The following is a 14,656-nucleotide window of genomic DNA, read 5'->3' on the forward strand; positions in this document are numbered from 1 at the left end:
ACAGGAGGAGTTTTACAATGACAGAATTTGAAAAACTGCAGGCAATTATTGCGGACGTACTTAATGTTTCACCGGAGACAATCACACCGGATACTACATTCGTAGATGATCTTGGAGCTGACTCTCTGGATATTTTCCAGATCATTATGGGAATTGAAGAAGATTTTGACATCGAGATCGATAACGAAGAGGCAGAGAAGATCACAACAGTGCAGGATGCTGTTGATCAGATCCAGAAAAAGAAGGCTAATGAATAATCAGATAGTGAGATGAAAAAGCCCGTTTGGGCTTTTTCGTTTATTAACACGAAGGAGGCCATTTAAATGGACAGAGTAAAAGAACTGGAACAAAAGATCGGATATGTGTTTAAAGACAAAAGCCTGATTGAACGTGCATTGATGCATAGTTCTTATACAAATGAGAAACATTTGAAGAAATATGAGTGTAATGAACGCCTAGAGTTTCTTGGAGATGCAGTATTGGAATTGGTATCAAGTGCTTATTTATTTAATGAATTTCCAAAGGTATCTGAGGGAGAACTGACAAAGACACGTGCAAGTATGGTATGTGAACCGTCTCTGGCAATGTGTGCAAGAGATATCGGACTTGGAGATTACTTGCTTCTTGGAAAAGGAGAAGAGGCGACCGGTGGAAGAAAAAGAGATTCTATCACATCTGATGCGATGGAAGCATTAATCGGTGCTATCTATCTCGACGGTGGTTTTACTAATGCAAAAGAGTTTATCCATCATTTTATTTTGACAGATTTAGAGGATAAAAAACTCTTTTATGATAGTAAAACGATCTTACAGGAGATCGTGCAGGCGAATATGACGGGGAATGTAAGTTATGAACTGATTGATGAACAGGGACCGGATCATAATAAGATTTTCGAAGTGGAAGCAAGAATCGGGGGAAAAGCCTGGGGACGTGGAAAAGGAAGCTCGAAGAAGTCAGCAGAGCAGCAGGCAGCTTATGAGGCAATTCTGAATCTCAGAAAGAAAAAGTAAAGAGGACTTTATGTATTTAAAGAGTATAGAAGTGCAGGGATTCAAATCTTTTGCCAATAAGATTAAATTTGAATTTCATAACGGAATTACAGGTATTGTAGGACCGAATGGAAGTGGTAAGAGTAATGTCGCTGATGCCGTCCGCTGGGTTCTTGGAGAGCAGAGAGTGAAGCAGCTGCGTGGAGGCACCATGCAGGATGTGATTTTCTCGGGAACCGAGAACCGGAAGCCACTTAGTTATGCTTCGGTTGCAATCACATTGGATAATTCAGATCATAAACTTCCGGTAGAGTACGAAGAAGTCACTGTTACACGTAAATTGTACAGATCCGGAGAGAGTGAGTATCTGATCAATGGTTCAGCCTGCAGATTGAAAGATATCAATGAGATGTTCTATGATACAGGTATCGGTAAAGAAGGCTATTCGATTATCGGTCAGGGACAGATTGATAAGATCTTAAGCGGTAAGCCGGAAGAGAGAAGAGAACTTTTTGATGAGGCCGCCGGAATTGTAAAATATAAGAGAAGAAAGTCCCTTTCTTTGAAAAAGCTGGAGGATGAACGGCAGAATCTTACCCGTGTGAATGATATTCTTGCAGAGCTTGAGAAACAGATCGGTCCTTTGGAAAGACAGTCAGAGACAGCCAGAATCTATCTGAAGATGAAAGAAGAATTAAAAACATATGACATTAATATGTTTTTGCTGGAGGAAGAGCGGCTGCAGGAGCGTATTCGTGAAGTCGGTGGGAAATATGAGATTGCTTCTCAGGAGATGCAGGAATCAAATGCCCGTTATGAGAAGATGAAAGCAGAATACGAGGCAATCGAGGAAGAAGTAGATCAGATTGATCTTGCAATTGAAACTGCGAAGAACCAGATGAATGAGACGAATCTTTTAAAGCAACAGCTGGAAGGCCAGATCAATGTCCTGAAAGAGCAGATTAATACAGCCCGTATGAGTGATGAGCATTATGATCATCGCCTGAGTACGATCGTCAGTGAGATAGATACAAGGCAGCAGCAGAAAAGAGAGCTTGAAGAAGAGAAGAAAAGAATTTCAGAACAGTTAGAATCAGCCAGTGGACAGGATACGGAAGCACAGCAGAGTTTAATTGAGATTCAGTCAAAGATTGCAGAACACAGTACTGAAATTGAGCAGAAGAAGCAGGAGATCATGGATCTGCTTGGAAATCGTGCTTCAACAAAAGCTAAGATTCAGCATTTTGATACGACGAAAGAACAGATCCAGACACGGAAGGCTGTCGTTGCTAGAAATATTCTTGAGATTTCGACGGTAGCAGAAGGACAGAACAACAGACTTAAGAAGTATGAAGAAGAACTTGGTCAGATCCGTGAGCGCATTCAAACCTATAAGGATAAGATTTCCCTGAACGAACAGGAACTTGGCAAGCTTCAGAATGAGCTGAAAGAGAAGCAGGAAAAGTTACGGATCGGACAGACCGCTTATCACAGAGAGTCTTCCCGTCTGGAGTCATTAAAGAATATTACAGAGCGCTATGACGGATATGGTAACAGTATCCGAAAGGTAATGTCGAATAAAGAACGTGAGAAAGGTCTGATCGGTGTTGTAGCGGATATCATTAAGGTCGATAAGGAATATGAGATCGCTATTGAGACAGCGCTTGGAGGAAGTATTCAGAATATTGTTACAGATAATGAAGATACAGCCAAGCGTATGATTGATTTCCTTAAGCGTAATAAATTCGGAAGGGCAACATTTCTTCCGCTGACAAGTATGCATGGCGGCGGAGGAATCAGGAATCCGGAAGCACTCAAAGAACCGGGAGTGATCGGACTTGCGAATACATTGATCCATGTGGAATCAAGATTTGACGGACTGGCAGATCAGCTGCTTGGGCGTACGATCGTAGTAGACCACATCGATCACGGAATCGCAATTGCGAGAAAATACCGCCAGTCTCTGCGTCTGGTCACACTGGAAGGTGACCTGATCAATCCGGGCGGATCCATGACAGGTGGTGCATTTAAGAATTCAAGTAATCTGCTGAGCAGACGCCGCGAAATCGAAGAATTTGAAAAGACGGTTGCTATGCTCAAGTCTGACATGGATGTGCTGGAAAAAGAAGTTACAGAGGCGAAGAACCGTCGTGCAGCATGCTATAGTGTAATCGATGAAGTACAGGAACATTTAAGAGAAGAATCGGTGCTGGAGAATACTGCACGAATGAATGTTGCGCAGGTACAGAGAGAACAGTTAGAATCAAAACAGCGTTACGAAGGATTTCTGAAAGAACAGAAAGCATTGCTTCAGGAGTTGGATGAAATCAATGAGAATGAAGATTCTATCCAGATGGAACTTGAGACATCAGAGAAGTTGGAAAAAGAACTGAATGAACAGATTGAAGCTTTGCAGATGCAGTTGGAGAAAGAAAGAGAGGATGAGGCTGTCCAGATGAAACAGTCTGAGGAAGTCCATCTCTCACTGGCAGGCCTGGATCAGCAGAAAACCTTTATTGTAGAAAATATTTCCCGTATAGATGAGGAAATCACCAGATATGAAAAAGAGCAGGAAGAACTTGCCGAAAATCGTGGAGATGTATCTGAGGAAATTCTGCAAAAAGAAAATGAAATCGAAGGACTCAGGAAAACGATTGAAGATTCAAAAGAACTGTTTACAGAGATTGGTGAAGAGATTAAAGTACAGAGTAAAAAACGCGAAGAACTGAATCAGAAGCACAGAGATTTCTTACGACAGAGAGAAGAACTTGCAAAGCATGTGTCAGATCTTGATAAAGAATGTTTCCGTCTGAACAGCCAGAAAGAAGGCTATGAGGAAGCGTCAGAGAAGCAGATGAATTATATGTGGGAAGAGTATGAACTCACTTACAATCACGCGAAAGAACTTCGTAATGAGACACTGACAGATCTGGCATTGATGAAGAAAAAGATCCAGGAGCTTAAGAATGAGATCCGAAAGCTTGGTTCGGTCAATGTCAATGCAATTGAGGATTACAAAAATGTATCCGAGCGTTATACATTCTTAAAAGGTCAGCATGATGATCTTGTAGAGGCAGAAGCATCTCTTGAACAGATTATTGAAGAATTGGACGTGGCGATGCGTAAGCAGTTCACAGAACAGTTCGCAAGAATTGCAACAGAGTTCAATGATGTATTCCGTCAGCTTTTTGGAGGCGGAAAGGGATCATTGGAATTACAGGAGGATGTGGATATTCTTGAGGCAGGAATACGCATCATCGCACAGCCACCTGGAAAGAAACTGCAGAATATGATGCAGCTTTCAGGTGGAGAGAAGGCGCTGACTGCAATTGCATTACTATTTGCAATCCAGAATCTGAAGCCATCTCCGTTCTGTCTCCTTGATGAGATTGAAGCGGCACTGGATGACAACAATGTAGATCGTTATGCGAAATATTTACATAAGTTGACAAAATATACACAGTTCATTGTCATTACCCACAGACGTGGTACAATGGCAGCAGCAGACCGGTTGTATGGAATTACCATGCAGGAAAAAGGGGTATCCACACTTGTTTCAGTGGATCTGTTGGAAGATGATCTGGAAAAATAAACCTGTTTTTATTGTAAACAGGGTATTAAGAGAACAGGAGGCTGAAAATGGGAGAAGAAAAAAAGGGATTTTTTAAACGACTTGTATCCGGTCTGACAAAGACAAGAGATAATATTGTGTCCGGCATGGACAGTATTTTCCATGGATTTTCAAAGATTGATGATGACTTTTATGAAGAACTGGAAGAAACTCTGATCATGGGAGATCTTGGTGTCAGAGCAACAATGGACATCATTGAAGATTTAAAGGTTAAAGTAAAAGAGCAACATATCAAGGAACCGATTGAATGTAGACAGCTTGTGATTGACAGTATTCGTGAACAGATGGATGTCGGAGAGACAGCATATGAGTTTGAGAATCGTCAGAGTGTGGTTTTCGTGATCGGAGTAAATGGTGTTGGTAAAACAACAACGATCGGTAAACTTGCAGGAAAGCTGAAAGCACAGAATAAGAAAGTGATCCTTGCGGCAGCGGACACATTCCGTGCGGCTGCAGGAGAGCAGTTAAAAGAATGGTCCAACCGTGCCGGTGTTGAGATGATCGGCGGTCAGGAAGGCGCAGATCCGGCATCAGTTGTATATGATGCGGTTGCCGCTGCGAAAGCGAGAAGGGCAGATGTACTTCTGTGCGATACAGCCGGAAGACTTCACAATAAGAAGAACCTGATGGAAGAGCTTAAGAAGATCAATCGTGTGATTGACAGAGAGTATCCGGATGCGTTCCGTGAGACGCTGGTTGTGCTGGATGCAACGACAGGACAGAATGCACTTGCCCAGGCAAAGGAATTCAATGAAGTAACAGATATAACAGGAATTGTTCTGACAAAGATGGATGGAACAGCCAAAGGAGGAATTGCAGTAGCAATCCAGTCTGAACTTGGTATCCCGGTAAAATATATCGGTGTAGGAGAAACAATTGATGACTTGCAGAAATTTGACTCAGAGGAGTTCGTAAACGCGTTGTTTTACAGAGAGGAAGAAAGACCATGATGACATTAGAGAAATTTGAAGAAGCTAGCGAACTGGTAAAAAAGGTAACAAATCCTACAAAACTCATTTACAGTGAATACTTAAGTGCACAGACAGGAGCAAAGGTTTATTTAAAACCGGAAAATATGCAGCACACAGGAGCTTATAAGATCCGTGGTGCATATTACAAGATCAGCACACTGACAGACGAAGAAAGAAGCCGTGGACTGATCACAGCATCAGCAGGAAATCATGCACAGGGCGTTGCATTTGCAGCAAAACAGTTTGGATGCAAAGCTACGATTGTTATGCCTACAGTTACACCGCTGATCAAAGTAAACCGTACAAAAAGCTTTGGAGCAGACGTAGTACTTCATGGTGATGTTTATGATGATGCTTACGCATATGCATGTAAACTTGCAGAAGAGAACGGATATACATTTGTTCATCCGTTTAATGACCTTGATGTTGCTACAGGTCAGGGAACAATCGCAATGGAAATCGTTCAGGAACTCCCGACTGTAGATTATATCCTTGCACCAATCGGTGGAGGCGGACTGATCACAGGTGTTTCCACACTTGCCAAGATGCTGAATCCAAAGATCAAAGTAATCGGTGTAGAGCCGTCAGAAGCGGCCAGTATGACAGCAGCTCTGAAAGCAGGAGAGCCTGTGGAACTTCCATCTGCAAATACAATCGCAGACGGAACAGCTGTAAAAGAAGTTGGAGATAAAGTTGTTCCTTATGTGAAAGAGAATGTAGATGATATTCTTCTCGTAGATGATGATGAACTGATTGGTGCATTCCTTGACATGGTAGAAAACCATAAGATGATCGTAGAAAATTCAGGACTTCTTTCCGTAGCTGCATTAAAGCAGATGGACATCAAAGGAAAGAAAGTAGTCTGTGTATTAAGTGGTGGAAATATGGATGTTATCACAATGTCCTCGATCGTCCAGCACGGATTGATCCAGAGAGACCGTATCTTCTCCGTATCCGTACTCCTTCCGGATAAGCCGGGTGAACTCGCACGTGTGGCGCAGACAGTCGCAGACGTACAGGGTAACATCATTAAGCTGGAGCATAACCAGTTTGTAAGCACAAACAGAAACGCAGCAGTAGAGCTTCGTATCACAATGGAAGCATTCGGAACAGATCATAAGAAGAAGATTCTGGATACACTTGATAAGGCTGGATTCAGACCAAAACTGATCAGTGCGAAGCTGTACTAATTGGTATTAAACAGCCTATAGAATGGTATCGCAAGGCCAGCCCTTGCTTACATATTCCAAACGGGATATTTAATTCCAATCAGACAAATCCAGAAAAACAAAGAAAAAGGGAAGGTCATCGTAGTCGATAGCGTTCCCTTTTCTTTAACACCTTAAGCTTGCATTTTGTTTTCTGGATTCGTTCCACTTGGAACAGGTACTACTCATTTGAAAAATCGAGTGAGGGAGCCACTGTATTGTTGAGGACACATTTAAGGCAGGAGCGTTCCGAATACACTTTGCAGAATCTGTTAGAAAAAGCCAGACACGAATCACGCACGGTGAGTGTTCTGGCTTTTTCGTTACAGATTGTCAAAGGGATGAGGTAAAGCGGGCCGGTGTCCGATGCAATACAGTGACTCCCTCACGTCTGGTTTTATTAAAAAGTACTTGTTTAAAGAGTTATGAATCCAAGTTCAACAAATTACAACACCCCTACAAAACGATGGAATGCCTCCAGTCCTTTTTCATTACACTTATAAACTCCGGCATCTTCGAGTACTTCGCAGAATACTTTTCCGACTTCCTGCTGAAGGATCTCTTCAACATTCTCCTCTGTGATGGATGTGTAATTCGGAAGGAATTCATCTACCCAGTCAGCGTGTTTTGCAATCTGTTCATTGCTGCGGATATCTTTTCCTGTCAAGATGTAATCTTTCAGAAGTTCCATCTCTCCTTTTAATCTTGCAGGGAGAACAGCAAGTCCCATTACTTCGATAAGACCGATGTTTTCTTTCTTAATATGGTGCAGTTTAGCATGTGGATGGTAGACACCAAGCGGATGTTCTTCTGTGGTGATATTATTTCTCAATGTCAGGTCGAGTTCGTAGAGATCTCCACGCTTTCTTGCAATCGGTGTGATCGTGTTGTGCGGTGTACCGTCTGTCTCAGCGAAGATGAAAGCATCTTCATCTGTATAAGATCTCCATGCATTTAAAATGTGTTCAGCCAGATCAATCAGAGGTTTTACTTCTTTGCTCTGAAGACGGATAACAGACAGAGGCCATTTTACGATACCGGCAGTTACATCTTCGTAACCTTTCACAGTGAAGTGTTCAATGATCGGAGCTTTAGCCATTGCGAAAGTATAATTTCCACCCTGGAAATGATCGTGGCTTAAGATAGAACCGCCAACGATCGGAAGGTCTGCATTGGATCCCAGGAAGTAGTGTGGGAAAAGTTTGATGAAATCAAAAAGCTTTTCGAAAGCGTTGCGGTCGATCTTCATTGGAACATGCTGTCCGTTGAATACGATGCAGTGCTCGTTATAGTATACATAAGGGGAGTACTGGAATCCCCAAGGGTTATCCTGAATTGTGATCGGGATGATTCTGTGGTTCTCACGAGCCGGATGATCAAGGCGTCCTGCATATCCTTCGTTTTCCATACAGAGCTGACATTTTGGATAGGAAGAGGATTTTGCTTTTCCTGCTGCTGCAATCGCTTTAGGATCTTTCTCTGGTTTGGAAAGATTGATTGTAATGTCAAGAGTGCCGTATTTTGTGTCAACCGTCCATTTGCGGTCCTTAGCAATACGGTATCTGCGGATATAATCACTGTCCTGGCTTAATTTGTAATAATAATCAGTAGCTGTCTCCGGAGAAACTTTATATTTTTCCCAGAAAGTCTGCTGGATCTGTGATGGGCGTGGCATCAGGGTATTCATCAGTTTTGTGTCAAATAAATCACGGTAGCCGATGCTGTTTTCAATGATTCCGCGTTCTGCGGCGATATCTAAAAGTTCTGCAAGAATGTCTTCCAGAACAAGATTGTTCAGATCACAGTCAACATCTTCATAGTTATCTTCGTGGAACAGATCCAGAAGAAGATTCGTTGTATAAATTCTTTCGGATTCCGGAGTGATTCCGGTATTGATTCCGTACTGTACTAATTTTTTGATCGCATCATAAAGCATATGTCAAGGACCTCCTTAAATTAAGGAATGCCAATGGCATTCCTATAACAAAATATACGTTACTTCATATCTGATCTCAGTAGAGACGAGTATTAGTCGAGACGAGAAGCACCGTCTCCGATATCTACTGTGTAGAACTCAGCTTCATGTCCTACCTTTTCAAGATATGTTTTTCCGATGGTTTCGATAAATGTATCTATGGATTCATCTTTTACGATGCTGACTGTGCAACCGCCAAATCCGCCGCCTGTGATACGGGAACCAAGAACACCAGGAATCTTCCATGCAAGGTCTACAAGGATATCAATCTCTTCACAGGATACATCATAATCATCACGCAGTGAAATGTGAGACTGATTCATTAATTTTCCGAAGCTTTCAATGTCTCCGGCTTTCAGTGCTGTAACAGCATCGATTGTACGCTGGTTTTCGTATACAGCATGTTTTGCACGCTGTAACTGGATCTCATCTTTGATCAAGGATTTGTGTGCTTCGAATTCTTCAGGAGTAAGATCGCCAAGTGCCTGAATGTCAAGTTCGCTCTGAAGTGCTTTCAGTGCAGCAGCACATTCGTTTCTTCTGTCGTTATAAGCAGAATCAACAAGACTATGCTTTACTTTACTGTTTGTGATTACAATCTTGGCACCATCAAGAACGCAAGGTGCATATTCGTAGCTTAAATCACTTGTGTCAAGGAAAATTGCGTGGTCTTTTTTACCCATGGCAACAGCAAACTGATCCATGATACCACAGTTGCATCCATTGAAGTTATTCTCAGAATACTGGCCGATCAGTGCAAGATCTGTCATGGAAAGATCTTTGATCTCGAACAGGTCTGTCAGGATCACACCAGTGAGAACTTCAAGGGAAGCAGAAGAGGAAAGTCCGGAACCGTTCGGGATATTTCCCCAGATTACCATATCAAAACCACTTGTGATTGTATGTCCTTTTTCTTTGAATGCCCAGACTATACCAAGCGGATAGTTTGCCCAGTTGTATTCTTTTTTATTTGTCAGATCATCAAGAGATGCTTCTACAACACCAAAGGAGTCCAGATTCATGGAATAAAGATGGATCTTGTTATCCTCTCTTTTGCGTGCGGCACCGTAAGTACCAAGTGTCAGTGCACATGGAAATACATGTCCACCGTTATAATCTGTGTGTTCACCAATCAGATTCACGCGTCCAGGAGAAAAGTAAAAACGAGCTCCTTCGGAATCACCAAAAAGTTCTGCAAACATATCAAACAATTTTTTCTTCATCATTATTTACCTCCATTTAAAGTAATCGTATCGATCTGATTTATTTATATTTATTATAGCGTTAACGAGTGGAAACGTCTATAAAAAATACGTGCTGTGGTATGTAATAATGTTGCATTAAAAAGACGAGGTGTTATAATAATGATGAGGAGGATTGCGGGAATTGCATAGCAATAGAGCAATCCGGTTACAGCAGTGAGTGGCAAAATTTTCTTTTGGCACTCACATCATAGATCACAGGATACGGGAAAGGAGCCGGAAGATGGCAGAGACTTACAAACATTCGTATAAGTCAGGAGAAATTCTGATGACTTCGCTGTCTGTATATAACACGGGATATCAAAGGTGTGAAGCAGGATATCAGTGGGGCCCCGGAGTCAGGGATCATTATTGTATCCATCACATTTTGTCAGGAACAGGATACTATACAGTTGGAGAAAAGACATGGAAATTAGAAGCCGGAGATACTTTTATCTTATATCCGGGCGTGGAAGTAAAGTATTATGCCGATCAGCAGGAGCCATGGGAATATGCCTGGGCAGGATTCATGGGGACGGATGCGGCATCGATCATTCGAAATACAGGGTTTTTGAAAGAACGTCCTTTTTTAAAAAGAGGAAATGTGCCGGATGACCAGATTCGGAATGGATTGGAACAGATTTATAATGCAAAGGGCAATGGGTATGAAGAAGCGGTTGCCATGACAGGAGCACTTTACAGTCTTCTGTCAGTCTTTATGCACTATCATGAAGGGGAAGATCAGGAAAGAGATGCAAAGCTTTTGTATGTAGAAAAGGCAGAAAACTATATAGAAACCAATTATTCTTATCCCGTGACGGTGGAAGATATTGCAGACTATGTAGGAATCAGCAGAAGTCATCTGTTCCGCTCTTTTCAGACCTATATGAATTGTTCGCCAAAAGAATATCTGACAGAATACAGAATCCAGCAGGCTTGCCGTCTGTTGAAAGAGACGGGGCTGTCGGTTTCGGCGATTGCATATTCTGTTGGTTTTGAGAATAATCTTTATTTTTCGAAGGCATTCCGGAAAGTGAAGAAGACAAGTCCGACGGAATACAGAGAAAAGCATAGAAAAAAGAAGGAATGATGCCGAGGTGCAGGACATAAGAATAGAGTAAGAATGTCAAAGGCGGGAAGCTGTCATGATGTCTGGAAAAAGATGGGGTTATGTAGTACAGTTTTTCTGTCTTCTGGTGTTTTTTGGTATGTCCCCATTTCTGATAAAGATGGATGGGAGAAAAACAATGAGCGTTTCATCTGATTCAGTGCGAAGTCAGAATGTATCAGATGAGGTAAAACCGGTTGTTGCGCTTACATTTGATGACGGGCCAAATGCATCCTCGACCCCGATTCTACTGGATGGATTGAAGGAACGTAAAGTGCGGGCAACCTTTTTCCTGATCGGCGAAAATGTAGAAAAAGACGAGAATGAAAAAATTGTGAAAAGAATGTATGAAGAAGGTCATTTGATCGGAAATCATACTTATACACATTGCAATCTGTCAAAGCTGGAAACGGGAGAAGCAAAAAAAGAACTGGAACAGACAGATACAGTGATTGAAAAGATAACGGGAAAACAACCGGTGTTTGTAAGAGCGCCTTACGGGGAACTCCCGGTGGACAGCGAACAAGATCTGAACAGAATATATATCGGATGGACGGTGGATCCGCTGGACTGGATGACCGAAGATACAGGGGCGGTTGTAAAAACAGTTGTGGAAGAGATAAATCCGGGAGATGTTATTTTATTACATGATTGTTATCCTTCTTCTGTGCAGGCAGCTATACGGATTGTAGATCTGCTGCAGGGAAAAGGCTATGAGTTTGTGACAGTGGATCATCTGATCATGGATTAAAAATGTGAATATAAGATTGAAAACAGGAGAGAAAGATGGATTTATTTGATTATATGAGAGAGACAAATAAAGAGAAGGAATCCCCGCTTGCATCCAGGATGCGTCCGGTGACACTGGATGAAGTAGTGGGACAGAAGCATATCATAGGAAAAGATAAATTGCTTTACCGGGCAATTAAGGCAGATAAGCTGAGTTCTTTGATTTTTTACGGACCTCCGGGAACAGGAAAGACAACACTGGCAAAGGTGATCGCACATACAACCAGCGCAGAGTTCAAACAGATCAATGCGACAGTTGCCGGAAAGAAAGATATGGAAGAAGTAGTGAAAGAAGCAAAAGATCTGCAGGGAATGTATGGAAAAAAGACGATTCTTTTTATTGATGAGATTCATCGCTTTAACAAAGGGCAGCAGGATTATCTGCTTCCATTTGTGGAAGATGGAACGTTGATCCTGATTGGCGCAACAACGGAGAATCCTTATTTTGAGGTAAATGGAGCTTTGATTTCGAGATCAAGTATTTTTGAATTGCGTCCACTGGAGAAGGCGGATATTAAGGAACTGCTTCTCCGTGCAGTGAATGATACTGAGAAAGGTCTTGGAAGCTTTCATGCAGTGATAGAAGATGATGCACTTGAATTTTTGGCAGATGTGTCAGGTGGAGATGCAAGAAACGCACTGAATGCGATTGAACTGGGTGTACTGACAACGGACAGAAGCGAAGATGGACAAATTCATATTACTCTGGATGTTGCGTCAGAATGCATCCAGAAACGAGTGGTGAATTATGACAAAAAAGGAGATAACCATTACGATATTATCTCTGCATTTATTAAGAGCATGCGCGGCTCAGATCCGGATGCAGCGGTCTTTTATCTTGCAAAGATGTTGTATGCAGGAGAAGATGTGAAGTTTATAGCGAGAAGAATTATGATTTGTGCATCTGAAGATGTTGGAAATGCGGATCCGATGGCACTTACTGTTGCGGTTGCGGCTGCACAGGCAGTTGAGCGGATCGGAATGCCGGAATCTCAGATCATTCTTTCACAGGCGGTGACTTATGTGGCATCTGCGCCAAAGAGTAATTCTGCCGTTAATGCAATATTTGCAGCGAATGATGCAGTACGGAACAATAAAACAACTGTTCCGACACACCTTCAGGATGCACATTATAAAGGTGCACAGAAATTAGGACACGGAATAGGATATAAGTACGCACATGATTATCCAAATCATTATGTGGATCAGCAGTATCTTCCGGATGAAATAAAAGACGCCAGGTTCTATGAACCCGGCGACCTTGGTTATGAAAAACAGATCAAGGAGCGTTTACAGAAGCTGCGAGAGCAGTAAAGCGTAAATCTCCTGATTCTTTCGATTCCAGTTATTTACAATGGCTTCTGCCTCAGTCTGAGTTGGCACAGTGAGTGTCATATCAATGAGGTGGGAGCCATTTTCTAAAATCTGGCATTTTACTTCATATTCATGGTTTGTATTTAGATAGTAATCTGATTTAACAGAAACCTCTTCTTTCAGATCATATTTTTTCTCATTGATAAAATTATCAATTTCCTGACGAATCTCAGGAGAAATTTTATTTCTGAAATAGTTGATCGTAGCAGCCCCTTCTTCTGTAAGATTATAAAGCGTACGATTATGTGTCAGCTCAATTTTCAGAAGCCCGGAATCCGTTAATTCTGCAAGCGCAGACTGAAGACGGAAATAAGTTGTATACCCTTTATCCAGAATGAATTCTGATATCTGGGAAGTTGTAAGCGGAAAATCGACTCTATCCAACATGTACAACACGATCAGTTTATATAATGTAAATGTTTCAGCCATAATACTCCTTTCCCTGGTACAAGTCATGATCTTTCATATATTTGTGAATCTGATTTAAAACAGTTCGTTTTGCGCCTGTCCACAGAGGTGCGATCAAGAGATCCTTCGGTCCGTCACCGGTCAGTCGGTGAATGACAATTCCCGGACGCAAATGCTGGATACATTCAGTGAGCAGACGGATGTATTCGTCCGCATCCGGGATATGGAAAGCAGGACCGGTATAGGCAGGATCTGAAAGAAATTTCTGATATTCAACTGCAAGATCAGTTCCTTCCAAAATGTGGAGAAGCTGCAACTTGATTCCGTCAATATCTGAATGATTCAAATATTCGATTGTCTCAAGCATCATTTCGTGAGTCTCTCCGGGCAGAAATAAAATGACATGTACGATAACAGTCAGATTCCGGCGTTTCAGTTCATGCACAGCAGTATCAAATACCTCTAAAGGATAGCCTCTGCGAATGTATCTGGCGGATTCTGGGTGAATGGTTTGAAGACCAAGTTCAACCCAGACGGGCTTGATCTGATTCAATTCATCTAAAAGTTCCAGAACATCAGAATCTAAACAGTCAGGGCGGGTTGCGATTGCAAGTACTTTCACATCGGGGTCCACAATTGCTTCTGTAAAAACTTTCCGCAAATATTCTATGGGGGCATAGGTACTCGTAAAGGCCTGGAAATATGCGATATAAGCATGCACCGGACGCTTTCTGGCAAGAATGGCTTTCCCTTCTGCAAGCTGTTCTGTAATCGTTTTGCAGGCAGAACCGGCAAAATCTCCAGAACCCATACCACTGCAGAAAATACAGCCACCATATCCGATCTTACCATCACGGTTCGGACAAGTCATACCGCCGTTCAATGCAATGCGATATACTTTCTCTCCAAACTGGGATTTCAATGCATAGTCAAGAGAGTGGTAGCGCTTCTCTCCCCACATA

12 protein-coding genes are annotated in these 14,656 nt (G+C 42.1%); 8 read left to right on the plus strand and 4 right to left on the minus strand.

The features are described 5' to 3' along the window. The first annotated feature begins 17 nt into the window (after nt 1-17). The 5 genes from acpP (at nt 18) to ilvA (ending at nt 6,781) form a co-directional block, all read left to right on the plus strand. A complete protein-coding gene (gene acpP / locus LI162_RS11610; protein WP_015528927.1) occupies nt 18-257 on the plus strand; it encodes an acyl carrier protein in 240 nt (79 codons plus the stop codon). Between the two features lie 66 nt (nt 258-323). After that, nucleotides 324-1,010: a ribonuclease III gene (gene rnc, locus LI162_RS11615; RefSeq protein WP_020436721.1), complete on the plus strand. Its 687-nt coding sequence runs from the start codon at nt 324-326 to the stop codon at nt 1,008-1,010. A gap of 10 nt (nt 1,011-1,020) precedes the next feature. Further along, on the plus strand, nt 1,021-4,581 hold the full coding sequence (gene smc / locus LI162_RS11620; protein ID WP_226901020.1) for a chromosome segregation protein SMC: 3,561 nt from the start codon (nt 1,021-1,023) through the stop codon (nt 4,579-4,581). 47 nt (nt 4,582-4,628) lie between these two features. Further along, on the plus strand, nt 4,629-5,570 hold the full coding sequence (ftsY, locus tag LI162_RS11625; protein WP_015528930.1) for a signal recognition particle-docking protein FtsY: 942 nt from the start codon (nt 4,629-4,631) through the stop codon (nt 5,568-5,570). Then, nucleotides 5,567-6,781 carry a threonine ammonia-lyase gene (gene ilvA / locus LI162_RS11630; protein WP_117568127.1) on the plus strand — a complete coding sequence of 405 codons (1,215 nt, stop codon included), beginning with the start codon at nt 5,567-5,569 and terminating at the stop codon, nt 6,779-6,781. Before ftsY ends, ilvA begins: the two co-directional genes overlap by 4 nt. A 463-nt stretch (nt 6,782-7,244) precedes the next feature. On the opposite strand, the gene galT is transcribed toward ilvA, so the two are convergent. Both galT and LI162_RS11640 read right to left on the minus strand, forming a co-directional pair. Then, nucleotides 7,245-8,735 (minus strand): UDP-glucose--hexose-1-phosphate uridylyltransferase, encoded by a 1,491-nt coding sequence (gene galT / locus LI162_RS11635; protein ID WP_227156669.1) that lies wholly within the window; start codon nt 8,733-8,735, stop codon nt 7,245-7,247. 92 nt (nt 8,736-8,827) lie between these two features. Next, on the minus strand, nt 8,828-9,997 hold the full coding sequence (locus tag LI162_RS11640; RefSeq protein WP_020436725.1) for a galactokinase: 1,170 nt from the start codon (nt 9,995-9,997) through the stop codon (nt 8,828-8,830). 262 nt (nt 9,998-10,259) lie between these two features. Here LI162_RS11640 and LI162_RS11645 point away from each other — a divergent pair, with 262 nt between their 5' ends. The 3 genes from LI162_RS11645 to LI162_RS11655 all read left to right on the plus strand — a co-directional run bounded on the left by LI162_RS11645 (nt 10,260) and on the right by LI162_RS11655 (nt 13,226). Then, nucleotides 10,260-11,105 carry an AraC family transcriptional regulator gene (locus LI162_RS11645; protein WP_117824962.1) on the plus strand — a complete coding sequence of 282 codons (846 nt, stop codon included), beginning with the start codon at nt 10,260-10,262 and terminating at the stop codon, nt 11,103-11,105. Nucleotides 11,106-11,262: 157 nt separating this feature from the next. After that, nucleotides 11,263-11,874, plus strand: coding sequence for a polysaccharide deacetylase family protein (locus tag LI162_RS11650; RefSeq protein ID WP_226865754.1), 612 nt, complete (start codon nt 11,263-11,265; stop codon nt 11,872-11,874). Between the two features lie 35 nt (nt 11,875-11,909). Next, nucleotides 11,910-13,226, plus strand: coding sequence for a replication-associated recombination protein A (locus tag LI162_RS11655; protein ID WP_227156671.1), 1,317 nt, complete (start codon nt 11,910-11,912; stop codon nt 13,224-13,226). Here LI162_RS11655 and LI162_RS11660 read toward each other — a convergent pair. Then, nucleotides 13,203-13,715: a DUF4364 family protein gene (locus LI162_RS11660; protein ID WP_015528937.1), complete on the minus strand. Its 513-nt coding sequence runs from the start codon at nt 13,713-13,715 to the stop codon at nt 13,203-13,205. The two genes, LI162_RS11655 and LI162_RS11660, sit on opposite strands and share 24 nt — an antisense overlap. Continuing rightward, nucleotides 13,708-14,655 (minus strand): TIGR01212 family radical SAM protein, encoded by a 948-nt coding sequence (locus LI162_RS11665; protein ID WP_227156673.1) that lies wholly within the window; start codon nt 14,653-14,655, stop codon nt 13,708-13,710. The genes LI162_RS11660 and LI162_RS11665 overlap by 8 nt, the downstream gene beginning before the upstream one ends. Between the last annotated feature and the right edge of the window lies 1 nt (nt 14,656).

The sequence above is a fragment of the Mediterraneibacter sp. 210702-DFI.3.120 genome (genome assembly GCF_020561005.1).
GTDB lineage: Bacteria > Bacillota > Clostridia > Lachnospirales > Lachnospiraceae > Mediterraneibacter > Mediterraneibacter faecis.

Coding starts and splice junctions, on each gene's coding strand:
- LI162_RS11650 (WP_226865754.1), top strand. CDS start 11,263: ATGAGCGTTTCATCTGATTCAGTGCGAAGTCAGAATGTATCAGATGAG.
- ilvA (WP_117568127.1), top strand. CDS start 5,567: ATGATGACATTAGAGAAATTTGAAGAAGCTAGCGAACTGGTAAAAAAG.
- LI162_RS11640 (WP_020436725.1), bottom strand. CDS start 9,997: ATGAAGAAAAAATTGTTTGATATGTTTGCAGAACTTTTTGGTGATTCC.
- rnc (WP_020436721.1), top strand. CDS start 324: ATGGACAGAGTAAAAGAACTGGAACAAAAGATCGGATATGTGTTTAAA.
- ftsY (WP_015528930.1), top strand. CDS start 4,629: ATGGGAGAAGAAAAAAAGGGATTTTTTAAACGACTTGTATCCGGTCTG.
- LI162_RS11645 (WP_117824962.1), top strand. CDS start 10,260: ATGGCAGAGACTTACAAACATTCGTATAAGTCAGGAGAAATTCTGATG.
- galT (WP_227156669.1), bottom strand. CDS start 8,735: ATGCTTTATGATGCGATCAAAAAATTAGTACAGTACGGAATCAATACC.
- LI162_RS11660 (WP_015528937.1), bottom strand. CDS start 13,715: ATGGCTGAAACATTTACATTATATAAACTGATCGTGTTGTACATGTTG.
- LI162_RS11655 (WP_227156671.1), top strand. CDS start 11,910: ATGGATTTATTTGATTATATGAGAGAGACAAATAAAGAGAAGGAATCC.
- smc (WP_226901020.1), top strand. CDS start 1,021: ATGTATTTAAAGAGTATAGAAGTGCAGGGATTCAAATCTTTTGCCAAT.
- LI162_RS11665 (WP_227156673.1), bottom strand. CDS start 14,655: ATGTGGGGAGAGAAGCGCTACCACTCTCTTGACTATGCATTGAAATCC.
- acpP (WP_015528927.1), top strand. CDS start 18: ATGACAGAATTTGAAAAACTGCAGGCAATTATTGCGGACGTACTTAAT.